At 66.8% G+C, this 24,590-nt stretch carries 20 protein-coding genes; 5 read left to right on the top strand and 15 right to left on the bottom strand.

Features of this window, described 5'->3' with window-relative positions:
* The first annotated feature begins 63 nt into the window (after positions 1 to 63).
* From IY145_RS19140 to IY145_RS19120, 5 genes are all read left to right on the top strand, one after another.
* A complete protein-coding gene (locus IY145_RS19140) occupies positions 64 to 2,133 on the top strand; it encodes a toll/interleukin-1 receptor domain-containing protein (protein ID WP_196409662.1) in 2,070 nt (689 codons plus the stop codon).
* Between the two features lie 271 nt (positions 2,134 to 2,404).
* Positions 2,405 to 3,832, top strand: coding sequence for a glutamate--tRNA ligase (gene gltX, locus IY145_RS19135; protein ID WP_196409661.1), 1,428 nt, complete (start codon positions 2,405 to 2,407; stop codon positions 3,830 to 3,832).
* Between the two features lie 342 nt (positions 3,833 to 4,174).
* Positions 4,175 to 5,461 carry a citrate synthase gene (gltA, locus tag IY145_RS19130; RefSeq protein WP_108917962.1) on the top strand — a complete coding sequence of 429 codons (1,287 nt, stop codon included), beginning with the start codon at positions 4,175 to 4,177 and terminating at the stop codon, positions 5,459 to 5,461.
* A gap of 130 nt (positions 5,462 to 5,591) precedes the next feature.
* A complete protein-coding gene (locus IY145_RS19125) occupies positions 5,592 to 6,239 on the top strand; it encodes a hypothetical protein (protein WP_196409660.1) in 648 nt (215 codons plus the stop codon).
* A gap of 451 nt (positions 6,240 to 6,690) precedes the next feature.
* Entirely contained in the window at positions 6,691 to 8,217 is a 1,527-nt protein-coding gene (locus tag IY145_RS19120; protein ID WP_196409659.1) for a PAN domain-containing protein, read from the top strand.
* 262 nt (positions 8,218 to 8,479) lie between these two features.
* On the opposite strand, the gene lpxB is transcribed toward IY145_RS19120, so the two are convergent.
* From lpxB to IY145_RS19045, 15 genes are all read right to left on the bottom strand, one after another.
* On the bottom strand, positions 8,480 to 9,643 hold the full coding sequence (lpxB, locus tag IY145_RS19115; RefSeq protein ID WP_312030612.1) for a lipid-A-disaccharide synthase: 1,164 nt from the start codon (positions 9,641 to 9,643) through the stop codon (positions 8,480 to 8,482).
* Position 9,644: 1 nt separating this feature from the next.
* Entirely contained in the window at positions 9,645 to 10,460 is an 816-nt protein-coding gene (gene lpxA, locus IY145_RS19110; protein ID WP_196409657.1) for an acyl-ACP--UDP-N-acetylglucosamine O-acyltransferase, read from the bottom strand.
* A 27-nt stretch (positions 10,461 to 10,487) separates the two neighbouring features.
* Positions 10,488 to 10,949 carry a 3-hydroxyacyl-ACP dehydratase FabZ gene (gene fabZ, locus IY145_RS19105; protein ID WP_196409656.1) on the bottom strand — a complete coding sequence of 154 codons (462 nt, stop codon included), beginning with the start codon at positions 10,947 to 10,949 and terminating at the stop codon, positions 10,488 to 10,490.
* A gap of 77 nt (positions 10,950 to 11,026) precedes the next feature.
* Entirely contained in the window at positions 11,027 to 12,073 is a 1,047-nt protein-coding gene (gene lpxD, locus IY145_RS19100) for a UDP-3-O-(3-hydroxymyristoyl)glucosamine N-acyltransferase (RefSeq protein ID WP_196409655.1), read from the bottom strand.
* Positions 12,074 to 12,254: 181 nt separating this feature from the next.
* On the bottom strand, positions 12,255 to 14,741 hold the full coding sequence (gene bamA, locus IY145_RS19095) for an outer membrane protein assembly factor BamA (protein WP_196409654.1): 2,487 nt from the start codon (positions 14,739 to 14,741) through the stop codon (positions 12,255 to 12,257).
* Positions 14,742 to 15,095: 354 nt separating this feature from the next.
* Entirely contained in the window at positions 15,096 to 16,259 is a 1,164-nt protein-coding gene (rseP, locus tag IY145_RS19090; protein ID WP_246722103.1) for an RIP metalloprotease RseP, read from the bottom strand.
* A 54-nt stretch (positions 16,260 to 16,313) separates the two neighbouring features.
* Entirely contained in the window at positions 16,314 to 17,558 is a 1,245-nt protein-coding gene (gene dxr, locus IY145_RS19085; protein ID WP_196409653.1) for a 1-deoxy-D-xylulose-5-phosphate reductoisomerase, read from the bottom strand.
* A gap of 7 nt (positions 17,559 to 17,565) precedes the next feature.
* The gene (locus IY145_RS19080) at positions 17,566 to 18,432 is read right to left on the bottom strand and encodes a CDP-archaeol synthase (protein WP_196409652.1); all 867 of its coding nucleotides are present in this window, start codon (positions 18,430 to 18,432) and stop codon (positions 17,566 to 17,568) included.
* Positions 18,429 to 19,208, bottom strand: a complete 780-nt coding sequence (locus IY145_RS19075) for an isoprenyl transferase (protein ID WP_196409651.1) — start codon at positions 19,206 to 19,208, stop codon at positions 18,429 to 18,431. Before IY145_RS19075 ends, IY145_RS19080 begins: the two co-directional genes overlap by 4 nt.
* Positions 19,209 to 19,281: 73 nt before the next feature.
* Positions 19,282 to 19,842, bottom strand: coding sequence for a ribosome recycling factor (gene frr / locus IY145_RS19070; RefSeq protein ID WP_196409650.1), 561 nt, complete (start codon positions 19,840 to 19,842; stop codon positions 19,282 to 19,284).
* Positions 19,843 to 19,994: 152 nt separating this feature from the next.
* Positions 19,995 to 20,723, bottom strand: coding sequence for a UMP kinase (gene pyrH / locus IY145_RS19065; RefSeq protein ID WP_196409649.1), 729 nt, complete (start codon positions 20,721 to 20,723; stop codon positions 19,995 to 19,997).
* A gap of 98 nt (positions 20,724 to 20,821) precedes the next feature.
* On the bottom strand, positions 20,822 to 22,123 hold the full coding sequence (locus tag IY145_RS19060) for a glycosyltransferase family 1 protein (RefSeq protein ID WP_246722102.1): 1,302 nt from the start codon (positions 22,121 to 22,123) through the stop codon (positions 20,822 to 20,824).
* A complete protein-coding gene (locus tag IY145_RS19055; protein WP_196409648.1) occupies positions 22,120 to 22,458 on the bottom strand; it encodes a hypothetical protein in 339 nt (112 codons plus the stop codon). Before IY145_RS19055 ends, IY145_RS19060 begins: the two co-directional genes overlap by 4 nt.
* A gap of 10 nt (positions 22,459 to 22,468) precedes the next feature.
* Entirely contained in the window at positions 22,469 to 23,578 is a 1,110-nt protein-coding gene (gene hpnA / locus IY145_RS19050; RefSeq protein ID WP_196410617.1) for a hopanoid-associated sugar epimerase, read from the bottom strand.
* Between the two features lie 198 nt (positions 23,579 to 23,776).
* Positions 23,777 to 24,541, bottom strand: a complete 765-nt coding sequence (locus IY145_RS19045) for a CDP-alcohol phosphatidyltransferase family protein (protein ID WP_246722101.1) — start codon at positions 24,539 to 24,541, stop codon at positions 23,777 to 23,779.
* Between the last annotated feature and the right edge of the window lie 49 nt (positions 24,542 to 24,590).

Genomic DNA, 24,590 nt, shown 5'->3' with positions numbered 1-24,590 from the left:
GCTGATCGCGGCCTTGCGTTTTCATAGAAGCATCCGCATTCTCGCCGGAGGCGGAGACTTTTCATGGTGGAATTGCATGGCGGCCACGACCGGCCGAGGATTTATGATCGCGAGAGCCTGGAGCGATGGCTCGACACATTGCCGCCGGATCAACAAAAGCAGAAGGCCATCATAGTCGCCGCGCGCGCCGCGCTCCGCGTCGTGCCGATGATAGAGCAGGTCGCCCCACAGTCGCAGGCGCAACAATTCGGGCGTTTGGCAGCTGCGGTCTTTTGGGCTACCGCATTGGCGCGGAACGTCGGCATATGTCCGACCCGCGCCGATGCCTACCGCGCCGCCGCCACGGTCCTCGGCGTCACCGCCAACACCCCCACCGCCGTCAGGTCCATCAAAGCCGCCAGGGCCGCCACCCACGCGGCCACTGCCGCCAACGCCGACGCCGCCCCCGCCGCTGCCGCTTCCGCCGCTGCTTCCGCCGCCGCCGCCGCCATCGCCGACGCGGACGCCATTTGGCGTTCGATTTCCGCCGATGTCACAGCGCTTGAAGCAGGTCGCACGCCAGTGGATCTCGCAAGCGACCCGCTGTGGCCGCAGGGCGCGCCGGCATGGGCGCAGGAGCGCTGGAGGCTCCTGCGCGAACTCCTAGCGGAAGCACATTGGCGGCCGTGGCTCGACTGGTATCAGCGCCGCCTCGACGGCGTGGAGCTTTCCGAGGAGGTCGAGCTTCTCTTCGCGACGCTCCCCGTCGCCCCACAAGTGAAAGACCCCGCCGAGCAGAACGCGCTGCTCGCACAGGAAATCGCGCGGCTGATGGCGCCGCCCGATACGCGATCGACCTCTCGACAAGACGAGCAACAACCTCGATACGATTTCTTTCTCAGCTACAGCAATAAGAACGACGCCTTCGCCCTTTTCGTCGACGACGTGCTTCGCAAGGCCGGATTCCGCGTTTTCGCGCAATGGCGCGACATTCCTGTCGGCAGCAACTTCGTTCACGAGATGAACGAGGGCCTCTCGCGCTCCGAGCGCCTCGTCGCGCTGCTTTCGCCCGACTATGTCGAGTCGAAGCACGCCATATCCGAACTGGCCTCCGCGTACAATGACGACGCCGACGGCCGGAGCCGTAAGATCGTTCCTCTCATCATCGCGCCGGTCGAGCCGCCGCCGCTCTATCGGCAGGTCGTTTGGCTGCAAATCTTCGCGCTGTCGCGCGACGATGCGGTCAAAGCCATTCTCGCCGCTGTCGGCTTCGAAGGCCACGTCAAGCCGGAAGCGCCCTGGCCGAGCGCGCAGACGCTCGACGCCATCACGAGAGAAAGCGACGAGTGGTATCACGTCGCGCCGGACGCGCATGGCGTGATGCGACGTCGGCCCGCGGCGAGCGCGCGAGACCTGCGCAAGACGGAAGGATTCGACGCGAATGAACTCTATGCGCAGATGCGCCGCGAGATCGAGAAAATTCGCGAGCATGTGTGCGAGTTCCGGGGCGGAGGCAATTTCTCTTTCAGCGAGCGTCTGAAAAAGCGACTGCAAGTCCTCGCGTCGGCGACGCCCGAGGACTTCCGATCATGCGAGCCGCTGGCGCTCGACGATGCGCTCAAGGACTTGCTGCGCGTCCTTTCTCTGGAAGAAAGAGACGGCGCCCTTCCACCGGGCGACGAGATCGGCCCTTTCACAGTCGATTTGCACGGCCATTACCAGCTGCTCGCGGTCCTGTTTCCGAGCTTGCGGCAATATCGCAAGCAGGGGGCGCGTCGGCGCTTCAAGCCGCCGCCGCCCGAGGTTCTGGCGGCCTTTCCAGTCATCCCCGATGTCGCCGAGAAAGCCGACGACATCATCGACAAAGATTTCGCGCGCGACCTCGCCGCGACGGGCGAGGCGATCCGCTCCGCGAGCGAGGCGCCGCTCGGTTCGGCGGACGAGGCGCGCGAAGCGGCGGCCGACGCGCATTTGCGCGCGGCGGCGCAGGTCACGCCGCTGTGGAACTGGCTGTCGAATCCGCGCGAAAAATTCGAGAAGCTCGGCGCCGTGGTCAAAGACCTCCCGGAGGTCATCGAAAAATACGACAAGACGTATGAACGCCTCGCCAAGGCGAAGCCCTATATCCAATGGCTGCTGTCCTGGTGGTTCTAGAAGTCCCACGAGCGTCGGCCGAAGCTTTCCTCATCCTGAGGAGCGGCCGCAGGCCGCGTCTCGAAGGACGAGGGAAGCGTCACGCGCCGCGTTCTGGAACTCGCCCTCGTGCTTCGAGACGGCTCCTGCGGAGCCTCCTCAGCATGAGGACGAGGGTTTCGCTCTCGGCTGAACGGCTCCCTTCCGCCCCCCGCCCCCGCAGTTCCCCCCTGGCCCGCAGCGTGCTAGACGGGCCTCCACTCTAATTTCTCGGGAATCGTCAGCCGCGCTCATGTCTCAAGTCGTCACGCGCTTCGCCCCCTCGCCCACCGGCTTCCTCCATATCGGCAGCGCGCGCACGGCGCTGTTCAGCTGGCTCTACGCCAAGCGTCATGGCGGACGCTTTCTGCTGCGCATAGAAGACACCGATCGCGAGCGCTCCACCCAGGCGGCCGTCGACGCCATTTTCGACGGCATGCGCTGGCTCGGGCTCGATTGGGACGGCGACGCCGTGTTTCAATTCGCGCGCGCGCCGCGTCATCGCGAGATCGCCGAGGAGCTGCTCGCCAAAGGCAAGGCCTATCGCTGCTACGCCAGCGCGCAGGAGCTCGAGGAGATGCGCGAGAGCGCGCGTCGCGAGGGCCGCCCGCCTCGCTATGACGGGCGCTGGCGCGACCGCGATCCCAGCGAGGCGCCGGCGGGCGTCGCGCCGGTCATTCGGCTGAAGACGCCGCAAGAGGGCGAGACGGTGATCGAGGACGCGGTGCAGGGCCGCGTGGTGTTTCCGAACAAGGATATCGACGATTTCGTGCTGCTGCGCTCGGATGGCGCGCCGACCTATATGCTCGCCGTCGTCGTCGACGATCACGATATGGGCGTCACGCAGATCATCCGCGGCGACGATCACCTCACCAACGCCGCGCGGCAAAAGCACATCTATGAGGCGCTCGGCTGGGAGGCGCCCAAGCTCGCCCATATTCCGCTCATCCATGGGCCGGACGGCGCCAAGCTGTCGAAGCGCCATGGCGCGCTCGGCGTCGACGCCTATCGCGGCATGGGCTATCTGCCTTCGGCGCTGCGCAACTATCTGCTGCGTCTCGGCTGGAGCCAGGGCGACCGCGAGTTCTTCTCGACGCAGGAGATGATCGAGGCTTTCGATCTCGAGAGCATTCATCGCTCGCCGGCGCGCTTCGATTTCGTGAAGCTCGAGAATATGAACGGCCATTATCTGCGCAGCAGCGACGATGCCGAGCTGGTCGAGGCGCTGGTCGCGACACTGCCCTATCTCGAGGGCGGCGCGGCGCTCGCCGCCAAGCTCGACGACAAGCGCAAGGCGCAGCTCGCCGCGGCCATGCCCGGCCTCAAGGCCCGCGCCAAGACGCTGAACGAGCTGGTCGACGGCGCCGGCTTCCTCTTCGCCGAGCGGCCGCTGGCGCTCGACGCCAAGGCCGCGGCGCTGTTGTCGCCCGCCGCCCGCGCCAATCTCGTCGCGCTGATCGAGAAGCTCGCCGCGCTCGGCGAGTGGAGCGCGGCGGCGACCGAGACCGTCGTGCGCGAGACGGCGGTCGCGCAGGGCGTGAAGCTCGGCGATCTCGCGCAGCCTCTGCGCGCCGCCCTCACCGGGCGCACCACCTCGCCCGGCATTTTCGACGTGCTGGCGATTCTCGGCCGCGAGGAGAGTCTCGCCCGCCTGCGCGATCAAGCCGCGCAACTCGCTTGAACGGCGGGCGGGGGATGCTATAGTTTGTGCAACGCACAAACAGGTTCTCCGCTCGACCCTATGCGCCGCATCGCCGCGTCTCACCCGCCGCGCGCGAGCCACAGCGGCGCGGCGACCGACGCATATCCGCCGGCTAGCGCAGGAGGGTTTTGAATTTAAAGCGACTTTCGTTCGATTGGGCGGACCCGGCGGTCCGTCGGCGCGACAACGCCGAAGGTTCGGACGAATTCGCTTCCCGTCTCGAGCCGCAGGAGCGAAGCGCGGCTCGAGCGTGGCGCAAAATATGCTGCGGCGCCTCGCCGGGAGCCGCAATTTGCACGGATAACGCGAAAAGGTGGGGCCATGACGAAAAAAGAAGCGTCCTTTCACACCGGCGAGAAAACCGTGAGCCTTCCGATCATGGAAGGAACGATCGGCCCCAGCGTCGCCGATATTCGCAAGCTCTACGGCGACACGGGCATGTTCACTTACGACCCGGGTTTCACCTCCACGGCGAGCTGCGAGTCGAAGATCACCTATATCGACGGCGACGAGGGCGTGCTGCTCTATCGCGGCTATCCGATCGACCAGCTCGCCGAGCACGGCGATTTTCTCGAGACCTGCTATTTGCTGCTCTATGGCGAATTGCCGACGGCGACGCAGAAAGCCGATTTCGACTATCGCATCACGCGCCACACGATGGTGCATGAGCAGATGGCGCGCTTCTTCCAGGGCTTCCGCCGCGACGCGCATCCGATGGCGGTGATGGTGGCGTCGGTGGGCGCGCTCTCGGCCTTCTATCACGACTCGACCAATATCGCCGATCCGGTCGAGCGCATGGTCGCCTCGACGCGCATGATCGCGAAAATTCCGACGCTCGCGGCGATGGCCTATAAATATTCGATCGGCCAGCCCTTCGTCTATCCGAAGAACGACCTCGACTATACGTCGAACTTCCTGCGCATGTGCTTCGCCGTGCCTTGCGAGGAATATAAGGTCAATCCGGTGATGTCGCGGGCGCTCGACCGCTTCTTCATGCTGCACGCCGATCACGAGCAGAACGCCTCCACCTCCACCGTGCGTCTCGCGGGATCGTCGGGCGCCAATCCCTTCGCCTGCGTGGCGGCGGGCATCGCCTCGCTGTGGGGTCCGGCGCATGGCGGCGCCAATGAGGCGGTGCTGAAAATGCTCGCCGAGATCGGCACGCCGGATCGCATTCCGATCTATATCGCCAAGGCCAAGGACAAGAACGACCCGTTCCGCCTGATGGGCTTCGGCCATCGCGTCTACAAGAACTACGATCCGCGCGCGAAGATCATGCAGCGCACGACGCGCGAGGTGCTGGCCGAGCTGGGCGTGAAGGACGATCTCCTCGATGTGGCGATCGAGCTCGAGCGCATCGCGCTGCACGATGAATATTTCATCGAGAAGAAGCTCTATCCGAACATCGACTTCTATTCCGGCATCACGCTGAAGGCGATGGGCCTGCCGACGACCATGTTCACCGTGCTGTTCGCTGTGGCGCGCACGGTCGGCTGGATCGCGCAATGGAAAGAGATGATCGAGGATCCGGGCTCCAAGATCGGCCGTCCGCGCCAGCTCTATACGGGCGAGAAGCAGCGCGACTATCTGCCCATGTCCAAGCGCTGATCCGTTTTCCTTCGTGTCTTTGTGGTGAAAAACCACGAAGACACGAAGGCGACATAGCTCTGTGCGCGAACGCACAGCCATACGCCCCCGCTCCCGCCATTGTCTCCGCATGATTGCTGAGGAGGCGGAAATGATCGAGACGGGGTCTTATGAATTGCTCTCTTTCGAGGAGGCGCGCGACAGGCTGCGCTTCGATCGCGAGATCAGCCTCGGTCTCTTCGATCTCTCCTCCTTCCGCATCGCCTATTGCCCGCGCGATTTCGTCTATGTCGGCGACATAGAGCTCTATCAATGGATGTGGTGCGACAAGATCGCGGGACTCGTCGTCGACGGAGACATGACGATCGAGGGCGATCTCATGGACAATTCCTTCGACGGATCGGCGGCCTTTTTGCTGACGCGCGGCGATCTTCGGGCGCGCACGGTGACGCTCGGCGGCGCCGAGGTCGTCGTGCGCGGCGACATGCGCGCGGAAGGCCCCGTCTTCAACAATTCGAGCGCCGGCCGCTGCGAGATCGGCGGCTCGCTCTATGCGAGCCATCTGGTGACGGACGATCATGCGACCGTCGTCGCCGGGCGCACGCCGGCGCGCTCCTTCGCGCTCGGCTATGTCGATCCGACGATGAGCGAGAAGCTTCGCGTGGCCGACTCCTATCTCGACATTTTGACGCCGGAGGCGGCGACGGAATTCGACGCGCGCGGCCGCGGCGCCGGCCCGGAGATCGTCGTCCGCATCGTCACGGCCATACGCTCCGGCCGCCCCGTGTTGCGCGCCTGAACGCCCTGCCTGCGCGGCGTCTTTCGAGAAATCCGGATAATTGTCGAAAGACCCGCTCCCATTTTTTGAGAGTCCGCGCAGAGCGAGCCCGACTCGAAAAAGACACGTTCCTCGACGCCAATGACGTCGGTTCGCCTCTCGATTCGAATTTTCATTTTCAGCCTTGCGCGCGTTTTTCGTCGCCGCGTTTCATTCGTCGATTTCAGCCCCGGCGAATCGCCGAGTCTCGAGCGATTCGCAATCATCGGATCATTGTCATGAGCGAAACGCCGCCGTCTCGCGAACGGCCGAATCCTCCGCGCCCTCAGGCCCCGCCGGTAAACTCCGTCGTCGCCGCCGCTACGACCGCGCATGATTTGGACGAGCGCCACAAATCCGTATTAGAAGCCGAACGCGATCGGACCTTCGCGAAGCGGCCGACGAGACGAAACGGGAGACGACGATGGGGGCTATGAACGATTTGGCGCGGGACGAGGCGAGCGCCCCCGACGCGCGACGTTCATGGGACGAGCGACGTTCATGGGACGCGCAACGTTCATCGGACGAGCAACGTTCATCGGACGAGCGACATTCTTGGGACGAGCAACGTTCTTGGGACGAGCAGGAAGCGCAATATCGCGAGGAATGCGCGACGATGCTGCGCGACGCGCGCCATCACTTCGAGCAGCGCGCCGCGCGCGAGCAGACGACGATCGAAAATGTGCTCGCCGCTTTCGCGCGCGATTTCGACGCCTGGCTCGATCGTGAAAGGCGCGGAATCACGACGCCCAAGCCCAGCCTCGCGACCTTGTTCGAGATCTGGCTGGAGCGCGGCGCCCGGCGTTTCGATTCTCAAAGCCCGCCGGCCGAAGCGAGCTTACGGCAGGAAGCCGCCGCCGAAGCGCAATCGGTGGCGCTCCAGCAGCGCCTCGACGAAGAGAGCCGGCGCATAGAGGAATTGGAGCGGCGCCTCGTCGACGCCGAACGTCGCGCCGAACGCCAGACAGCGGAGACGGCGGCGCCGATCGTCGTCGCGACGCCGGCCTTCGCTCCGGCGCCACGGCCGCCGCGCCGGCGCGCGACCCTCCTCGCCATGGCGCTTCTTCTTTTGGCGGCCCTCTTCGGCGCGGCGCAAATGGCGCAGCGTTCGGACGCCACGCCGCCCGAGCTGCGCGCGGCGCTCGCGCGCCTCGACGATGTCGCGCTCGAGATGCATGCGCGCGGCCGCTCCGCGCTCGGCCGCCTCGCGGCGAGCCACGCCCGCGAGGACGCGCTCGCGGCGCTGCTCGCGCAGGACAAGGACTATGTGATCGCGCGCGCGATCGACTCCGATCCGCAGCTGACGCGCGCCAAAATCGATGCGCTCGCGCCGAGCCGTCCTTCGCCGGCGGCCGAGACGCCCTCGCAAGCGCCGACGAAAGAGACGATCGCCGCCCTGCCGGAGGCCATCGCGCCATCGCCGGACGCGCAGCCGGCGCCGACGCCGCAGGAGGAGGCCGAGATGCTTCCCCCCGCCGTCATCGGTCCACAAAAGCCCGCGGCCTTTCGCAGCTTCGAAAATCGCGATATCGCCGGGCCGACGCTCGCCACTCTGCGCAAGCTCGATCAACCGGCCTGCGCGGCGGCCTGCCGCGGCCGAGAAAATTGCAGAGCCTATTCCTTCGACCGCTGGAACCGAGTCTGCCGCCTGAAGGCGACGGCCGGCGCGTTCGCGCTCAATCCGCGCATGACGAGCGCGTTGCGCGACGATATCCGCGTCCCGCGCGCGCCCTCGGGCGCGCTCTCCGTGGAGCGCTATCCCTCCAAGGCCTTTCCCGGCTCCGGCTATAAAACGGAGACCGTGGAGGGACCAGATTCCTGCGAGAGCGCGTGCCGTGCGGAGGAGGCCTGCATCGCCTTCACCTACCGCCTCGACGAGGGCGCCTGTCATTTGTTCAAGACCACCGGAGAGTATTTTTCCAATGAGCTCGCGGACAGCGGCGGAAAGCGCCAGGAATAGCGCCGAAGCGAGCGTATTCGCCGATATGAACCTATTCTCTTTTTTCGTGAGGATGGCGCGACGACTGGGAATTGTCGTTCTATTCGCCGGTCCCAGTCGGCTCCTCGGGATTTTTTGGCGTCTCTCCCATATGGGTGATGCCGGCGCACGCAAGCTCGGCTATTGCTCCCGCATTGTTCGATGATTTTTCACTTTGGGGGAGGGCGGGAATCCGGAAGCTCGACCTCCCCTCATTAGTGCGACCCGCCGCGCAAATCCCCGTTCAGACTCGCTGTCTCGAGGTCGTCCACGCGAGCACGCGCTCCGCGGCGCGAGCGCTCGGGCTGCGGCCTTCCTCCGCCAGCATGCGGGCGCGCACACGGGCCAATCCGCTGGTTTGCGCCGCGCGTTCGTCGCCGCCGCGAATGAGCGGCTCCAGCGCGGCCGCGAGCGCCGCCGGCGTCGCCCGCCCCTGCAGAAACTCGGGAATCAGCCGCTCGCCGAGCACCAGATTGGGCAGCACGATACTGTCGACGCTCACCAGAATGCGCAGCGGCCATTCGACCGGCGCGACCTTATAGGCGACAGCCATGGGCGCGCCGGCGAGCGCCAGCTCCAGCGTCGCCGCGCCCGACGCCGCCAGAGCCGCGCGGGCGCGACGGAACGCCGCCGGCTTCTGCTCCTGCGTCAGCAGACGCGGTCGAACCGTCCAGGATGCGAGACGGCGATCGACCTCTTCCGCGACATGCGGCACGACGGGAAGAGCGACATCGAGCGGACCACATCGATCCGCGAGGATGGCGACGGCGGCGCCGAAAACCGGCATGAGCCGCGCGACCTCGGCGTGGCGCGAGCCCGGCAACACGAGGAGCAGCGGCGGCCCCGCCTCCCGCGCCGCCAGATCTTCGGCCGAGGGAGTCAGCGCGTCGAGACAGTCGAGCAGCGGATGGCCGACATAGGCGCAGGCGGGGCCGCCGAGCCGCTCATGCGCCGCGGGCTCGAAGGGCAGCAGCGCGAGCACCTCATCGACATAGGCGCGCATCGCCCGCGCCCGGCCGGGTCGCCACGCCCAGACGGTCGGGCTCACATAATCGAGGATCGGAAGCGCCGGCCGCGCGCGCCGCACCCGCCGCGCGACGCGATGGGTGAAGTCCGGCGCGTCGATCAGCACGAGGCAATCGGGCTCCGCCTCGAGCGCCGCGCGCGCGGTCCGCTCGATACGCTCCAGCAGCTGCGGCAATCGGCGCAACGGAGACAGCAATCCCATGACGGCGATATCGCCGAGCGGAAACAGGCTCGCGAGCCCTTCGCGCGCCATCGCCTCGCCGCCGACGCCGGAAAAACGAATGTCTGGCTGCGCGGCGCGCAAGGCGCGCATCAGCAGCGCGCCCAGGAGATCGCCCGAGGCTTCCCCGGCGATGAGAAAGACATGGCGCGGCCTCTCCACCCTAGCCTCGCGCCGGGCGCGGCGCGCAGAGCGGACGCGCCCGCTCGGCCCGCAGAAAGGCGAGAACGGCCTCGACATCGCCGACGCCGGCGAAATCCCGCGCCACAGCCTCGATCCGCTGCGCCAGGACTTGCGCGCCCGCCTCCTGCGGGAACAGCCGGCGGAACGCCTCCCGCAAAGTCGCGAGCCGCGCGTCGGAAAAGCCGCGCCGGCGCAGGCCGACGAGATTGAGCCCGAACAAATGCGCGCGATTGCCGCCCGCGAGGCCGAAGGGAACGAGATCGCCCTCAAGGCCCGAGAGCCCCGCGACGAAAGCCTGCGCGCCGATGTGGACGCATTGATGCACCACCGTGGCCCCGCCGATCGCGGCGCGATCGCCGATGCGGACATGGCCGCCGAGCAGCACATTATTGGACAGCACCACCCCATCGCCGATTCGGCTGTCGTGGCCGATATGGGAATAGGCGAGAAAGGCGCAATCATCGCCGATGCGCGTCTCGCCGCCGTCCGCCGGCGTCCCGGCGTTGATGGTCACGCCCTCCCGCACGAGGCAGCCGCGGCCGATGACGAGCGCGCCCGTCCGCCCGCGCGATTTCAAATCCTGCGCCGCCGCGCCGAGCGAGGCGAAAGGATGGATTTCCGCATCCGCGCCGATGCGCGTGCGCCCCGCCAGCACGACATGCGAGAGGAGACGCGCGCGATCGCCGAGCTCGACCTCCGCGCCAATGTGGCAGAAGGGGCCGACGACGACGCCCTCGCCGAGGCGCGCGCCCTCCTCGACGACGGCGGATGGATGGATGCGCGCGCTCGAGGTCATTGGCCCGTCCGGGCGATGCGGCGGCGCTCAGCCGCCGATCATCACGCTCAGCTCCGCCTCGCAGACCAGCGCGCCATCGACCAGCGCCCGGCCGGAATACCAATAGATAGCACGTTTGCTGGCCTTCTTCGTCATGTGGAATTCGACGCGGTCGCCGGGTATCACCGGGCGGCGGAATTTCGCTTTGTCGATCGTGGTGAAGAACACTTTGCGCGCAGCGTCGCGCGGCTGCGTGCGGGCGGCGATGACGCCGGCCGTCTGCGCCATGGCCTCGACCAGCAGCACGCCCGGAAACACCGGATTTTCGGGGAAATGGCCCTGAAACTGGGGCTCGTTGAACGTGACGTTCTTGATTCCGACGCCGCTCTCGTCGCCGCGAATGTCGATGACGCGATCGATGAGAAGAAGCGGATAACGATGCGGCAACAGCTCCAAAATCTGGTGGATGCCCAGGGATTCCGGCGCTTGGGCCGTCGTTTCTTCGTTCATCTTCTCTCCCTCCTCGCGGACCGGGTCGTCTCTCCGCCCAGCCCGTCTCTCATTCGTTCCGGCGTCCTGCGCCGGTTTCACCTCGCGTCGCGGCGGGCCTGGCGGTCGAGCAGCAGCTCGCCGCGCAAATGGCGACGCACGGGACGCGCCGGCGCGCCGCTCCAGCGCGCGCCGGCCGGCACATCGCGCGTCACGCCGGATTTGGCGGCGATCTGCGCGCCCTCGCCGATGGTGAGATGGCCGCCGATCGCAGACTGGCCGCCGAGGCCCACGAAATCGCCGAGCTCGCAGGAGCCGGCGAGACCCGATTGCGCGACGATGACACAGCCGCGCCCGATGACGACGTTGTGGCCGATCTGGACCAGATTGTCGATCTTGGTCCCCTCCCCGACGATCGTGTCGCGCGTCGCGCCGCGGTCGATCGTCGTATTGGCGCCGATCTCGACGTCGTCCTGCACGATGACGCGGCCGATCTGCGGCGCCTTCACATGGCCGCGAGGCGACAGAACGAAGCCGAAACCATCCTGGCCGAGGCGCGCGCCCGGATGGACGATGACCCGGTCGCCGATGAGCGCGCAGACGATGCTCGCATTGGCGCCGATCGAGCAGTCGCGCCCGATACGCACATCCGGCCCGATCGCCGCATGCGGGCCGATCACGCTCCCCGAGCCGATCTCGGCGCGCGGACCGATGACCGCGCCAGGGTCGACCGAGACGCCCGGCTCCAGCCGCGCCGTCGGATGAATGATCGCGCCGGGCGAAACGCCGGTCGCCGAGAACAAGGATTGCGGCCGGAGCGAATCGGGGAACAGACGCGCCGTCACTCTGGCCATCGCCTTGTGCGGCTCGGACGTCACCAGCGGGATGACGCCGCTCGGCAGAGCGTCGAGATCGCGGCTCCGCAAAAGGCAGGCGGTGGCGCGGCAGAGGCGCAGCGCCGCCGCATAGCGTCTCCGATCATAGAAGGCGAGCTCGCCCGGCCGCGCCAGATCGAGCGGCGCCACGCCGATGATGATCTCCGACTCGCCGGCGGATCGGATCTCGTGAAGGCGCGCGCCCGCGATCTCGGCGACCTCCGCCGGCGTCAGGGGCCGGTCGAGGCGGAAAAATCCAGCGGCGCTCATGCCGCGCTCCTCTCGAATCGTCACGTCCGGCCACCGCCGGGACAAAGCGCCGAAGAGAACGGCGCCGGCCCGCGCAGGGCCATTCGGGCGCTCTCTACGAAAACGATCCCCGAGCGGCGGGTCTCGCCGCTCGGGGATCGTAAATTCTAGTCGCTGCTTCGGCCTTACGCCAGCCGGGCGTTCAGAAATTGGTGCCGCCGGAGAAGCGGAAGCGCTGCGTCACGTCGCCATAGGCCTTGGACAGCACCACCGCATAGTCGAAGCGGATCGGCCCGAGCGGCGATTGCCACAGCGCCGAGGCGCCGACCGAGGAGCGGATCTGCGCCGCATCGCCAGAGACGACGATACAAGTGCCCTGGCCGAAGGTCGGAGCCGAATAGGGATAGACGCAGGGCAGAGTGACGCCATAGAGCTTGCTGCTGAAGTTCGTCGCGCCCTTGTAGCCCCATAGCGTGCCGGCGTCGGCGAAGAGCGCGCCGCGCAGGCCGATGTCCTTCGGCAGGCCCCAGATCGGGAACTGCACCTCGAGCGAGCCGCCGATGTAATTGGAGCCGCCGAGCGAGTTGCCGCGCGAGCTGGTCCAGTTGGAGATGTCGCGCGGACCGAGGCCGCCCGGAGCGAAGCCGCGCACCAGCGTCGGCCCGAGGTTGAAATTGTCCATCACCCGGAACTGATAGTCGCCGAGCGCGAACATATTGCCGCCCTGCACGCGCGCGATGCCGACCACATCGTCCACGAAGGGAAGCTCGTGGAAATAGCGGAGGTCGCCCGTGGTGCGGATATAGCGGCTGTTGCCGCCGAGGCCGGCGATATCCTGCGACAGCTGCGAATGGATGCCGTTCTTCGGATTGCGGAAATTGTCGAGCGAATTGTACGACAGCGTGTAGCCGATGAGCGAGGTGAGGCGCGAGCCCTGCGACTCCTTGATGGCCAGCGAGGCCTCGCCATTGGACTGGCAATTGTAGAGAACGCTGAGATCGGCCGCCGTGGGCGCGAAGATGTAGCCGAAACCCGGCGTATATCCCGGCAGAGGCGTCTGACAGTCGTTGTAGGGCCGGTTGCTGTCGTTGGGGATGGAGATCGTCGTATTGTAGATCGAATAGCGCGGCGAGAAGCTGATCTCCTCGGTGATCGGCACGCCGAAGCGCAGCGTGCCGCCGATCGAGGTCGTGCTGTAGTAGGAGTAATTATAGGCGTCCGACTTCTTCGCGAAGAGATCGAAGCCCGCCGAGAAGCGCTGATCGAGGAAGTAGGGCTCGGTGAAGCTGAAGGACACGCCGCGCGCGCGCTGGCCGGCCTGCACCGAGAGGCGCGTCGCCTGGCCGCGGCCGAGGAAGTTGCTCTCCGACACCGAGACTTCGCCGATGAAGCCTTCCGTCGTCGAATAGCCGCCCGACACGCCGAAATTGCCGGTCGCCTGATCTTCGACGTCCACATTCACGACGACGCGATCAGCCGCCGAGCCCGGCTCGTTGGTGACGCGGACCTTCTTGAAGAAGCCGAGGCCGTTGAGGCGGCGTTCGGCGCGATCGACCAGCACGCGATTGTACGCATCGCCCTCGCCGATCTCGAACTCGCGGCGAATCACATAGTCGCGCGTGCGCGTGTTGCCGCGAATATTGATGCGCTCGATATAGACGCGCGGCCCCTCGTCCACGACGAAGCGGATCGCCACCGTCTGCGCGGCGGGATTGCGCTCGCCGCGCGGACGCGCCTGCGAGAAGGCGTAGCCCTTCCTGGCGATTTCGCGCGTCAGCGATTCGACGGTCTTCTCCACCGCGTCGCCATTGTAGACGTCGCCGGGCGACAGCCGCAGATAGGGCTGCAGCGAGACGGGATCGATATCGGGCAGATGCGACTCGATGTCGACATTGGAGACGCGATATTGCGGCCCCTCCTCCACGACGACGGTGATGACATAGCCGCCCTGGGCCGGATCGAACACCGCGTCGGAGCTGACGACATGGAAGTCGGCGTAGCCGTTCTTCAGATAGAAGCGCCGCACCAATTCGAGATCGGAGGCGATGCGGTCGGGATCATAGACGTCGCTCGTCTTGATGAACGACAGGAAGTTCATCTCCGTCGTTTCCATGAGATCGACGAGACGGCCCGTCGAGTAGACGGTGTTGCCGACGAATTTGATATCCTTGACGCCGGTCTTGTCGCCCTCCTCGACGGCGAAGACGACGTCGATGCGCCCATTGGGCAGCTGCACCGTGCGATAGGTGATCTTGGCCGCGGCGCGGCCCGAGCGCTTATAAATTTCGAGCAGGCGCGCAATGTCCTGCTGGACGACCGTCTGATTGAAGGAGCCATGCGCGCGCGTGCGCACTTCCGAGGTCAGCGTCTCCGTCTTGACCTTGCTGTTGCCCTCGAAGACGACGCGATTGATGAGATTGGTCTCCGCCACGTGGATGACCACGCGTCCCTTCTCGTGGCTGGCGCTCACATTGGAGAAGCGGCCGCTGTTGCGCAGCGCCTCGAGGCCCTTTTCGATCTCCTCCGGGCTCGTCCCGGAGAAATAGGAGCGGATCACATCGGAATCGCCGCGGGCATTGCCGACGACGACGATGTCCTGAGCAAGAGAAGGAAGAGAGAAGCCGAGGACCGCCGATACGACGGTTGCCATGAGATAGGAACGATTCCGAAAAGCCTCGATGGACCGCATTGTCAATCCTAAGTCCTCGTCGCGCCGTCGCCCGCCGAAAGCGGCGCGGCTCACGAACTGGGACAACGCACGCACACTCCCGCACGCCGTCCGATCCGATGTTCACCTTCTACAAGGTTTACCGTTTACTGCAAATGCCGAACGCCGCGAGTTTCCCCGTTTTGCCCGGCCCGTTGCCGCGATGCCACGTTTTATGGTCAGCGTCGCGTTAACGTAAGGAGACCCGCAGCGGAACGCCGCGAGTCCCCGAATGACGATCCTCCCCAGAATGATGGCGAAAAGCGGTCACAAACGCCCGCCTCGTCGAAATCGCCTCCATTTTCCGTGGGAAGAAAGAAACCAGACACGAAACGATCAGTCGATTCCCGCGCCGGCGAGCCGGTGCAGCAACCGGGCGAGGTCATTATAGGTGGAGAACACCATCAACGTGCAGACCATGGCGAGTCCGACCCGGAATGCGTATTCCTGCGTACGTTCCGCGAGCGCGCGGCCACGCGCCGCCTCGATCGCATAGAACAACAAATGTCCGCCGTCGAGCAGCGGCACCGGCGCGAGATTGAGCAGGCCGATCGAGATCGACAATATGGCGATGAGATTGAAGAGCGGGCCGACGCCCACTTTGTCGATCGCCTTGGCCATCTGCCCCGAGACCTGCGCGATTCCGATCGGGCCGGACAATTGATCGGTCGCCTCGCGGCCGACGACGAGTCCGCCGAGATAGGAGCCGGTCCGCTCGATGATCGTCCAAGTCTCGGTGACGGCGAGGACGAAGGAACGACCGACGCTGTAGCGCTCCTCGCGCTGGTCGGCCGGATCGGAGCTCGCCTGCAGGCCGATCATGCCGATCTTGGTCTTGCCGAGCGCGGTCTCGATCTCCCGCAATTGCGGCGTCGCCTGCAGCGTCACATCCTGCCCCGCGCGCCGCACGACGATCGCGAGCGGCTTGCCGGTCGAGGAGGAGACGATCTCCTGCATCTTGCCGAAGCTGTCGATCGGCTCGCCGTCGATGGTGAGGACCAGATCGCCGGGCTCGAAGCCCGCTTGCGCGGCCGCGCCCCCCGCCTGCACGGAGGCCACCTTCGGCAATAGGATGTTGCGCCCGAAAGAGGCGTAGAGAAATGTGAAGATGACGATCGCCAGCACGAAATTGGCGAGCGGCCCCGCCACCACGATCGCCGCGCGCTTCCACACCGACTGAGCGAAGAAGGTGAGCTTGCGCTCGTCCTCCGGCATCGACTCGATGCGCTCGGGATCGGGCACGCTCGCGCCATTGGCGTCGCCGTGGAATTTCACATAGCCGCCGAGCGGAATGGCCGCCAGGCGCCAGCGCGTGCCGTAACGGTCGTAGAAGCCCCAGAGCTCCGGGCCGAAGCCGATCGAGAAGGCGTCGATCTTCACCCCGCACCAACGGCCGACGAGGAAATGGCCGAGCTCGTGGAAGAACACCACCATCGTCAGCACGAAGACGAAGGGAACGACATAGATGAGGATCGTCATGAGCAAGTCCAGCAAAGCCATACTCCCGGCAAACGCTACGTCCCAAGAGTCCGCCGCTTGGCCCTGCTCTCTTGGTTACTGAAGCGTTAACATGCCCGAAGCCCCGTTCATCGCCAAGGCGCCGCGCGACCTTTCTCTCACAATATGGTCAATATCCAGGGCGTCCTCAACCGTCCCCGGCTCGCGCGCCGTGCCGTCCTGGAGCGCGGCCTCCAGCGCCTCCGCCACATGGCGGGCGATTCCGGGAAAGCCGATACGGCCGGCCAGGAACGCCTCGACGGCGATCTCATTGGCGGCGTTGAGCACGGTCGCCAGGCCCCCGCCTGCCCGCATCGCCTCGAGCGCCAGCCCGAGCGCCGGAAAACGCTCGAGATCCGGCTTCTCGAAAGTGAGCGCGCCGATGGCGACGAGATCGAGCCGCGGCGCCGGCGTCTCGATTCTTTCGGGATAAGCGAGGCAATGGGCGATCGGCACGCGCATATCGGGACGGGCGAGGCCAGCCGTGACCGAGCCGTCGGCAAAGCTCACCAGCCCATGCACGATCGATTGCGGATGCACGACGACGTCGAGCTTCTCGGCCGGCACGCCGAAAATATGATGCGCCTCGATGAGCTCGAGCCCCTTGTTCATCAATGTGGCCGAATCGATCGTATTCTTCGGCCCCATCGCCCAATTGGGATGGTTGAGCGCCTGCTCCACCGTCGCGGCCTCGATCGCCTCCTTGGTCCAGGTGCGGAACGGGCCGCCCGAGGCGGTGATGGTCATTTTCTCGATTCGCGAGACATCCTCGCCGCCGAGCGCCTGGAAAATCGCATTATGCTCGCTGTCGATCGGCAGCAGGCGGGCGCTCGCCTCATGCGCCGTGCGCATGAAAGGCGCGCCGGCGCAGACGAGGCACTCTTTATTGGCGAGAGCGACGTTGCGCCCGAGCGCGAGAGCGGCATGGGTCGGCTCGACCCCGGCGGCGCCGACAATGGCCGAAACGACGAGATCGGCCTCGCGAGTCGCGGCCTCGATCACCGCCTCGCGCCCCGCCGCGACCTGAATATTGGTGCCGGACAGCGCCTCCTTCAGCGCCGCATAGCCGTCTTCGTCGCGGATCGCCACGAATTCGGCCTTCACCGCGATCGCCGTTCTGGCGAGAGCCGCATGGTCGCGCCCTCCGGCGATGGCGGCGACGGAAAACCCTTCCGGGTCGCGCATCAGCAGATCGACCGTCGACCGCCCGATCGACCCCGTCGCCCCGAGCAGCACGATGCGCTTCGGCCGCCCGCCGCGCGCCCGAGTGACCAACCGCTCCGATCCCGCCCCTGTCGCCATATGCCGCCTACCAGATGAAAATACCGGCGGCCAGGGACTCCTGACCGCGCAATCCGCCGAGCATGGCCGCGAAGGCGCTGGCGAAGATGAAGCCGTCGACGCGATCCATCACGCCGCCATGGCCGGGGATGAGCCGGCTCGAATCCTTGACGCCGAAACGCCGCTTGATCCAGGATTCGAAGAGATCGCCCGCCTGCGCCAGCGCCGCCGCGACGAGGCCGACGCCGAACAGCGGCAGAGTCGCCGAGCCGCTCCAGCGGCTGAGATAGACGACGCCGACGCCCGCGAGCGCGCCGCTGACGACGCCGACGAGCGTGCCCGACCAGGTCTTGCCCGGCGAGACGCGCGGCCAGAGCTTCGGCCCGCCGATCAGCCTGCCGCCGAAATAGGCCATCACATCGGTTCCCCAGACGACGGCGAACAGCCAGGCGATGGACAGCGCGCCATAATCGGGCGAATGGCGCAGCACATTGGTCGAGACGATCAGCGAGCCGGCGTAGAGCAGGCCGGCCGGCGCCCAGAGCCGTCGCCCCGGCCCCGCCAAAATGGAGAGAATGGCCGCGAAGAAGGCCAGCGAGGCCAAGGCGGCCGGGCCGCCGCCATGGGCGGCGAAAGCCGTCGCCCCGGCGAGCGAAGCGCCGCCGAGAGCGAATCGGGCGAGCGCCATCTCGCCGCCGACGATGCTCTGCCATTCCCAGGACACGGCGAAACCGGCGAGCAGCCAGAACAGGGCGAAAGCGTCGCCGCCGACATAGAGAGCGGCGAGCGCCGTCGCGATCAGCGCCGCCGCCGAGCCGATGCGCGGGCCGAGATCCGCGAATCGCGCGCTCTTGTCGCCGGCGATGGCGGCGCCAGGCCTGGAAGGCTCTCTCATGAAGCGGTCTTCGCTCTGCAACCGGCCGCCGCGAGGCCGCCGAATCGCCGATCGCGCTGCGCATATTCGTCGATCGCCGCCTCGAAATCGGCCCGGCTGAAATCCGGCCAATGAACCGGCAGGAACAGTAATTCCGCATAGGCGGCCTGCCACAGCATGAAATTGGACAGGCGCTGCTCCCCGCTGGTGCGGATGATGAGGTCGGGATCCGGGATGTCGGCCGTGTCGAGGCGCCGGGCGATCGCCTCGGCGTCTATGTCCTGCGGGCGCAGGCGGCCGGCCGCGACCTCCTCGGCGAGCGCGCGCGCCGCCGCCGCGATCTCCTGACGCGCGCCATAATTGAAGGCGACGACGAGGGTGAGGCCGGTGTTGGCCGCGGTCGTCTGCTCGGCCTCGAGCAGCAGAGCGGCGATCTCGGCGGCGAGATCCTCGCGCGCGCCGATGACCTTCACGCGGACATTGTTGGACTGCAGCTCCGCCAGATCATTGCGGATGAAACGATGCAGCAGAGCGAGGAGGCTCTGCACCTCCTCGGGCGGACGCGACCAGTTCTCCACAGAAAAGGAATAGACGGTCAGATAATCGATCCCGAACTCGATCGCCGCGCGCACCGTCTTGCGCAATGCGTCGACGCCGCGCCTATGGCCCTCGAACCGAGGCAGGCCTCGCGCCGCCGCCCAGCGCCCATTGCCGTCCATGATCAAAGCCACATGACGCGGCGCGGCTCTCGGCGCCAATGCCGGCGCTCCCAGCTCCAATATTCCACCGTCTCCCATTTTTTTGTTCCGCGCCATCCTCGAAAGCTCGAACCGGACCGGCCGGCTCTTCGCGACAATCGACAAAAACTAATCAAACCTGCATGATTTCTTTTTCTTTTTGCGCGAGCGCCGCATCGATGTCGCGCACCGCCTCGTCGGTCGCCTTCTGCGCCTCGATCTCGTGGCGCTTGGCGTCGTCCTCCGGCAGAGCGTGATCCTTGAGCAGCCTCTTCAATATGTCGAGGCCGTCGCGCCGCACATGACGCACGGAAACGCGCGCGTCCTCGGCATATTTGTGCGCGACCTTCACCAGCTCCTTGCGGCGCTGCTCATTGAGCTCCGGCGTGCGAATGCGCAGCACCTGGCCCTCGATCGTCGGCGAGAGCCCCAGATTCGAATCGCGAATCGCCTTGTCGACGGCGCCGACGAGCCCCTTGTCCCACACCTGCACGGCCAGCATGCGTGACTCCGGCACGCTGATCGTGGCGACCTGGTTGAGCGGCGTCGGCTGGCCATAGGCCTCGACGTGAATCGGCTCCAGCAGGCTCGCCGAGGCGCGCCCGGTGCGAAGCCCGCCGAGCTCGTGCTTTAGCGTCGCCAGCGTGCCCTGCATGCGGCGCTTCAGTTCGGGCAGATCGAAAGTCTGAGCCATAGGAAACTTTGCCTATTCGTGAAGTCTATCGGTTCGAATGAGCGGGCCGCGCCGGCTCAGGGTCAGAGCGTCTCATAGAACATAATCCGCCGAGGCGGAAATCGTCGGCCGCGTCCCGAGGGCGTCGTCCCTCTCGCGGGAACGGCATGTTCTCACGGAACGACATAAGTGGCCCGCCCTCGTCCTTCCAGCACCGCGCGGATCGCGCCCGCATCGGCGATGGAAAACACGATTATGGGAATCTTGTTCTCGCGAGCAAGAGCGAAGGCGGCGGTGTCCATCACGGCGAGGCTCTTGGCGATGGCCTCGTCATGGGTCAGCTGCTCGTAGCGGCGCGCGGAAGGGTCGCGCTTGGGGTCCGCCGTATAGACGCCGTCGACCTGGGTCGCCTTCAGCACGGCGTCGGCCGAAAGCTCGGCGGCGCGCACGACGGCGGGCGTGTCGGTGGTGAAAAAGGGCAGGCCCGTGCCGCCGGCGGAAATGACGATGCGGTCCTTGGCGAGATGATGCAGCGCCGCCCGCCGCGAGTAGGATTCGCAGAGCGAGGGCATGGGCACGGCCGAGAGCGCCCGCGCCTGCCGGCCCTGCGCCTCGATCGCCTGCTCGAGGGCGAGGCCGTTCATCACCGTCGCGAGCATTCCGATCGAATCGGCGCGCGCGCGCTCTATGCCTTTGTCCGCGCCTTGAATGCCGCGAAAGAAATTGCCGCCGCCGACGACGACGGCGATCTGTGCGCCGAGCTCGGCCGCCGAGGCGAGATCCTTGGCGATCCGCTCCAATGTCGGGGCGTGGAGGCCGTGCGGCGCGTCGCCCATCAGCGCCTCGCCCGAGAGCTTGACGACGACCCTCTTCCATTTCGGCGGGTTCGACGAGTCCGTCATCGACGCCTCTCTCTCGCTTGTCGACCTTTGTTCGACCTTAATAGGAAACCCCCGTCGCCCCGGCAAGGCGCGCCGCTCCGCCGCGGACGCCGCCCGGATCATAAACCGCCGACGAATGCGTCGATCGCGCGGAAGAATGACGGCGCGTCGCGACGCGGAAACTGCGCGAGGCGGCGCAGCCCCTCCAGCCGGCGCGGCGAATCGGCCTCGCGATAGGCGAGGATCGCGTCGCGCCAGCCCGGCCCGTCGAGCGGATCGACATAATCGAGCGCCTCGCCCGCGATCTCGCGAAAGGTCTCTATGTCGGAGGCGATGATCGGCGCGCCGCAGGCCGCGGCCTCGGCCACCGGCAGGCCGAATCCTTCCGCGAAGGACGGCGCGAGCGCGGCCCGCGCGCCGGCGAGCAGAGCGCGCAAGGCCGGCGTCGACAGGCCGGAGACCTCGACCACATGCGGCCGCAGCGCCGCGCAGCGCTCCAGCATGTCGAGCACATTCTCATTGTGCCAGCCGCGCTTGCCCACGATGACGAGCTTGGGCGTCGCGTGCCCCTCCCGCTCGGCCAGCTCGCGCCAGACATTGAGCAGCAGCAGGTGATTCTTGCGTGGCTCGATGGTCCCGCAAAGGACGAAATAGGTTTTGTCGGCAAGGCGCGGATCGACAGCGGCTTTCGTCTCGAAGACGGGGGCGGCCGGCAGGCCGGCGAGACAAACGGGCAGGTCGCCCCTGCCCTGCCGATGCGCGAAATCCGCGACGCGGCGCGCGACCGCCTGTGAGCCGACGACGACGCCGGCGGCGCGGCGCGCGATATTGCCCATTGCGGCGCGATGCTTGTCGCGCTCGGCCGGGCGAAAAAACTCCGGCGTCTCGAGCGGCAGCAGATCGTGGACGAAGAAGACGGGCTTCACATCCGGCCGCGCGTCGAGCCAGCGCAAATGCCAATCCTTGTCGACCGGAAATTGGCTGGCGTTGACATAGATCGCCCCCGGCGGCGCCTCGGACGCCGGACGGCCGATGCGAAAGGCCCAGCGGCGCATGGCGCGCCAATTCTCGGGGACGGCGCCCCATCCCCGCCGCTTCACCCGCGTCGCGCCGCCATGGGCGGGCTCTCGATCGAGCGCAGCGACGAGTTCCTCGAACACCGCATCCTCGCGCGGATCGAGAAATTCGTTCCAATAGGTCTCGATGTCGACGAGCGTGCGCAGCGCCTCTTCCGCCGAGGCGAGCCGCGGCCCCAGCGCCGCGCAGGCGAGCGCGACGCTCCCCTTCCCCGCCGCCGTGAGAAAATGCCGCGCCAGCGCGAAATCGACCCTGTCTATGCCATTGGGCGTCGGATTGAGCGCGCGCGTCACGAGACGCGTCACGTCATAGACGACGGGCCGCGACAGCGCGCCCGATGTCATTTGCGGCACCGCTCGCCCTTCTCGCGGCATCGCCAATGGTCGATGACGTCGTTCGATTCGCGAATCACGCGCTCGCTCTCCCGCGCGAGACATTCGCGATAATGGAACACCGAGGCGATATAGGCCTCGACCTCGCGCCCGCAGGCCTCCGCCGGCTGGCCCGGCATGAAGACGCAGGGCGGCGATCCCGGCTGCACGCAGAGATTGAAGCCCGAAGCCGCCTGCGGGAAAGCCGGCGCAGGAAAAGAGAGGACAGCCGCCGCCCCCGCGGCGAGGCCGCAAAGACGCGACGGCCAGCGCCGTCCCGCTCCGGGCGGACGCCGATCGATGCTCATCCGACGCTCGTCATGAAAAGTGCCACGCGCGGAGAATTGCCCCGTCGCGAGGCCGCGCGCAAGGGCGCAGACGCCTATTCGCCGAGCGCGCCGCCCGGCGCGCGTCTCGCCGCGCCTCGCGCTTGTCGATGGCGCGCGCGCCGAACCATTCGACCGCATCGGCGAGCGCATGGCGATAGGGCCGCGAACGGTAGCCGAGCTCGCGGCGCGCCTTGGCGTCGTCGAAGAACATGGTCGTCGCCGACAGGCGCAGGCTCTCGACATTGAGGAAAGGCTCGCGGCCTGTAACGCGCGCCAGCGCCTCATTGACATGGGCGAGGGGCAGCAGCGGCCAGCGCGGCAGCCGCACACGCGGCGGGCGGCGGCCGCTGAGATTCGCCACCTCGGCGAGCAGCTCGGAGAGCTCGACATTCTCGCCGCCGAGAATGTAGCGCTCGCCGACTCGCCCGAGGCGCAGAGCGGCGAGATGGCCGGCGGCGACATCGGCCACATGGACGACGGCGAGGCCCGTGTCGACATAGGCCGGTATATTGCCGCGCATCGCCTCGAGCACGATGCGCCCCGTTGGCGTCGGGCGGACGTCGCCGGGCCCGAGCGGCGCGGATGGATTGACGATGATGGCCGGCAGAGCCTCGCGCTCGACCATCTCCTCGACCAGGCGCTCGGAGAGGAGCTTGCTGCGCTTATAGGCACCGAGGCGGTCGCAGACCTCGAGCCGGCGCGTCTCGTCGCAGAGGCCGGAGGCGTCGGGCGCGAGCGTCGCGACGCTGCTCGTATGGACGATGCGCTCGACGCCGGCGCGCAGCGCCTCCTCCATCACTATGCGGGTTCCGTCCACATTGGTGCGCATCACCGCGCGCGGATCGGGCGCCCAGAGCCGGTAGTCGGCGGCGACATGGAAGAGATAACGCACGCCGCGAAGCGCAGCCCGCAGGCTCTCGCGATCGGTCACATCGCCTTCGAAAATCTCATATTGCGGGCGGAGGTTGGCGCGCGGGCTCGTCGGCCGCACAAAGGCGCGCACGCGAAAGCCCTGCTCGTGCAGCAGGGCCGCGACGGCCCCTCCGATGAAACCGCTCGCGCCTGTGACGAGGGCGATATCGCGCGTGTCGCTCGTCATGGCCAAAGCGTCGATAGGCTCCGCTGGGGCGACGCCGGAAGCGCCGTTCTCACGACGCATTTGGGGCGCGAGGCCCAAAAAGCAAGACCCGTCGCCTCTGGCTCGAGCTCTGGCCGAGCGCCGATCGGCGCACTCTCACCGCCGAAAATGTCGCGAGCCGTCACAACCACCGAGCCTGCTGTCCTGATTGCCGCCGCCTCAGCCGGCGGAAGCGCTGGGGAGCTCGCTGTCGAGCTCTTGCGCCGGCTCGGCCAGAGCCGGCTCGGCCGCGGGGCGGCGCGTCGGCAGACGGTGAACCGTCGCCGTCTCGTGATCGTCGTCGCGCTCCATCCGCGCCAGATCCTGCCGAACCATCCACACGAACAGCGTGAAAGCGATCGCCGAAGCGGCCCCGACCGTCACGTCCAGAACCGTGAAGCGCCAAAGACGCGCCTCCACCACCTGCGGCCCCAGCCAATAGGCGAAAAGGCTCCAGGACGCCACCAATATGCGAAACTCCGTCGCGCCCATGCCGCCATAGGACAGGCGATGCACCCCCGCCGTCGCCACGCGCAGATATGTGTAGGAGCTCATCAGAAGATAGAGCGACAGCACGAACAGCGCCGACGGCAGAGTGAAATAGGGCGAGACCCCGAGCCCCACCACGATCAGGCTCTGCGCGATCAGATCGCTCGAATGATCGAGAAGAAATCCGTAGCGCGGACGCTCGATCCCGCGATGGCGGGCCAGCGTCCCGTCCAGCGAATCGCCGAACCAGTTCAGGAACAAGCCGGCGACCACCGCCCATAGAAACCACGCCGACCAATGGGTCAGCGCGAAGCCGGCGGCCGTCGCCGCCGCCCCCGCCAACCCCACGGCGGTCAAATGATCCGGCGTCGTCCAGGCGGGAAGTCGAGGCGCCAACGCCTGCAGCACGCGCCGCTCGCCAGTCGCCAACAGGCTCGTATTCAATCGGTTCGCCAAGAAACCCCCTCGAAAACCAAGCCGGGTGTCGCAGCCCTGCGCGAATGAG

The organism is Methylosinus sp. H3A (genome assembly GCF_015709455.1).
In the GTDB taxonomy this organism is placed as follows: domain Bacteria; phylum Pseudomonadota; class Alphaproteobacteria; order Rhizobiales; family Beijerinckiaceae; genus Methylosinus.
The sequence above is the reverse complement of the archived record's forward strand: the minus strand, read 5'-3'. Positions and strand labels throughout refer to the sequence as shown.

Bases quoted from the DNA above. Each gene is read 5' to 3' on its own strand.
- IY145_RS19140 (WP_196409662.1), top strand. From the start codon at position 64: ATGGTGGAATTGCATGGCGGCCACGACCGGCCGAGGATTTATGATCGC.
- gltX (WP_196409661.1), top strand. From the start codon at position 2,405: ATGTCTCAAGTCGTCACGCGCTTCGCCCCCTCGCCCACCGGCTTCCTC.
- gltA (WP_108917962.1), top strand. From the start codon at position 4,175: ATGACGAAAAAAGAAGCGTCCTTTCACACCGGCGAGAAAACCGTGAGC.
- IY145_RS19125 (WP_196409660.1), top strand. From the start codon at position 5,592: ATGATCGAGACGGGGTCTTATGAATTGCTCTCTTTCGAGGAGGCGCGC.
- IY145_RS19120 (WP_196409659.1), top strand. From the start codon at position 6,691: ATGAACGATTTGGCGCGGGACGAGGCGAGCGCCCCCGACGCGCGACGT.
- lpxA (WP_196409657.1), bottom strand. From the start codon at position 10,460: ATGACCTCGAGCGCGCGCATCCATCCATCCGCCGTCGTCGAGGAGGGC.
- fabZ (WP_196409656.1), bottom strand. From the start codon at position 10,949: ATGAACGAAGAAACGACGGCCCAAGCGCCGGAATCCCTGGGCATCCAC.
- lpxD (WP_196409655.1), bottom strand. From the start codon at position 12,073: ATGAGCGCCGCTGGATTTTTCCGCCTCGACCGGCCCCTGACGCCGGCG.
- bamA (WP_196409654.1), bottom strand. From the start codon at position 14,741: ATGCGGTCCATCGAGGCTTTTCGGAATCGTTCCTATCTCATGGCAACC.
- rseP (WP_246722103.1), bottom strand. From the start codon at position 16,259: ATGGCTTTGCTGGACTTGCTCATGACGATCCTCATCTATGTCGTTCCC.
- dxr (WP_196409653.1), bottom strand. From the start codon at position 17,558: ATGGCGACAGGGGCGGGATCGGAGCGGTTGGTCACTCGGGCGCGCGGC.
- IY145_RS19080 (WP_196409652.1), bottom strand. From the start codon at position 18,432: ATGAGAGAGCCTTCCAGGCCTGGCGCCGCCATCGCCGGCGACAAGAGC.
- IY145_RS19075 (WP_196409651.1), bottom strand. From the start codon at position 19,208: ATGGGAGACGGTGGAATATTGGAGCTGGGAGCGCCGGCATTGGCGCCG.
- frr (WP_196409650.1), bottom strand. From the start codon at position 19,842: ATGGCTCAGACTTTCGATCTGCCCGAACTGAAGCGCCGCATGCAGGGC.
- pyrH (WP_196409649.1), bottom strand. From the start codon at position 20,723: ATGACGGACTCGTCGAACCCGCCGAAATGGAAGAGGGTCGTCGTCAAG.
- IY145_RS19060 (WP_246722102.1), bottom strand. From the start codon at position 22,123: ATGACATCGGGCGCGCTGTCGCGGCCCGTCGTCTATGACGTGACGCGT.
- IY145_RS19055 (WP_196409648.1), bottom strand. From the start codon at position 22,458: ATGAGCATCGATCGGCGTCCGCCCGGAGCGGGACGGCGCTGGCCGTCG.
- hpnA (WP_196410617.1), bottom strand. From the start codon at position 23,578: ATGACGAGCGACACGCGCGATATCGCCCTCGTCACAGGCGCGAGCGGT.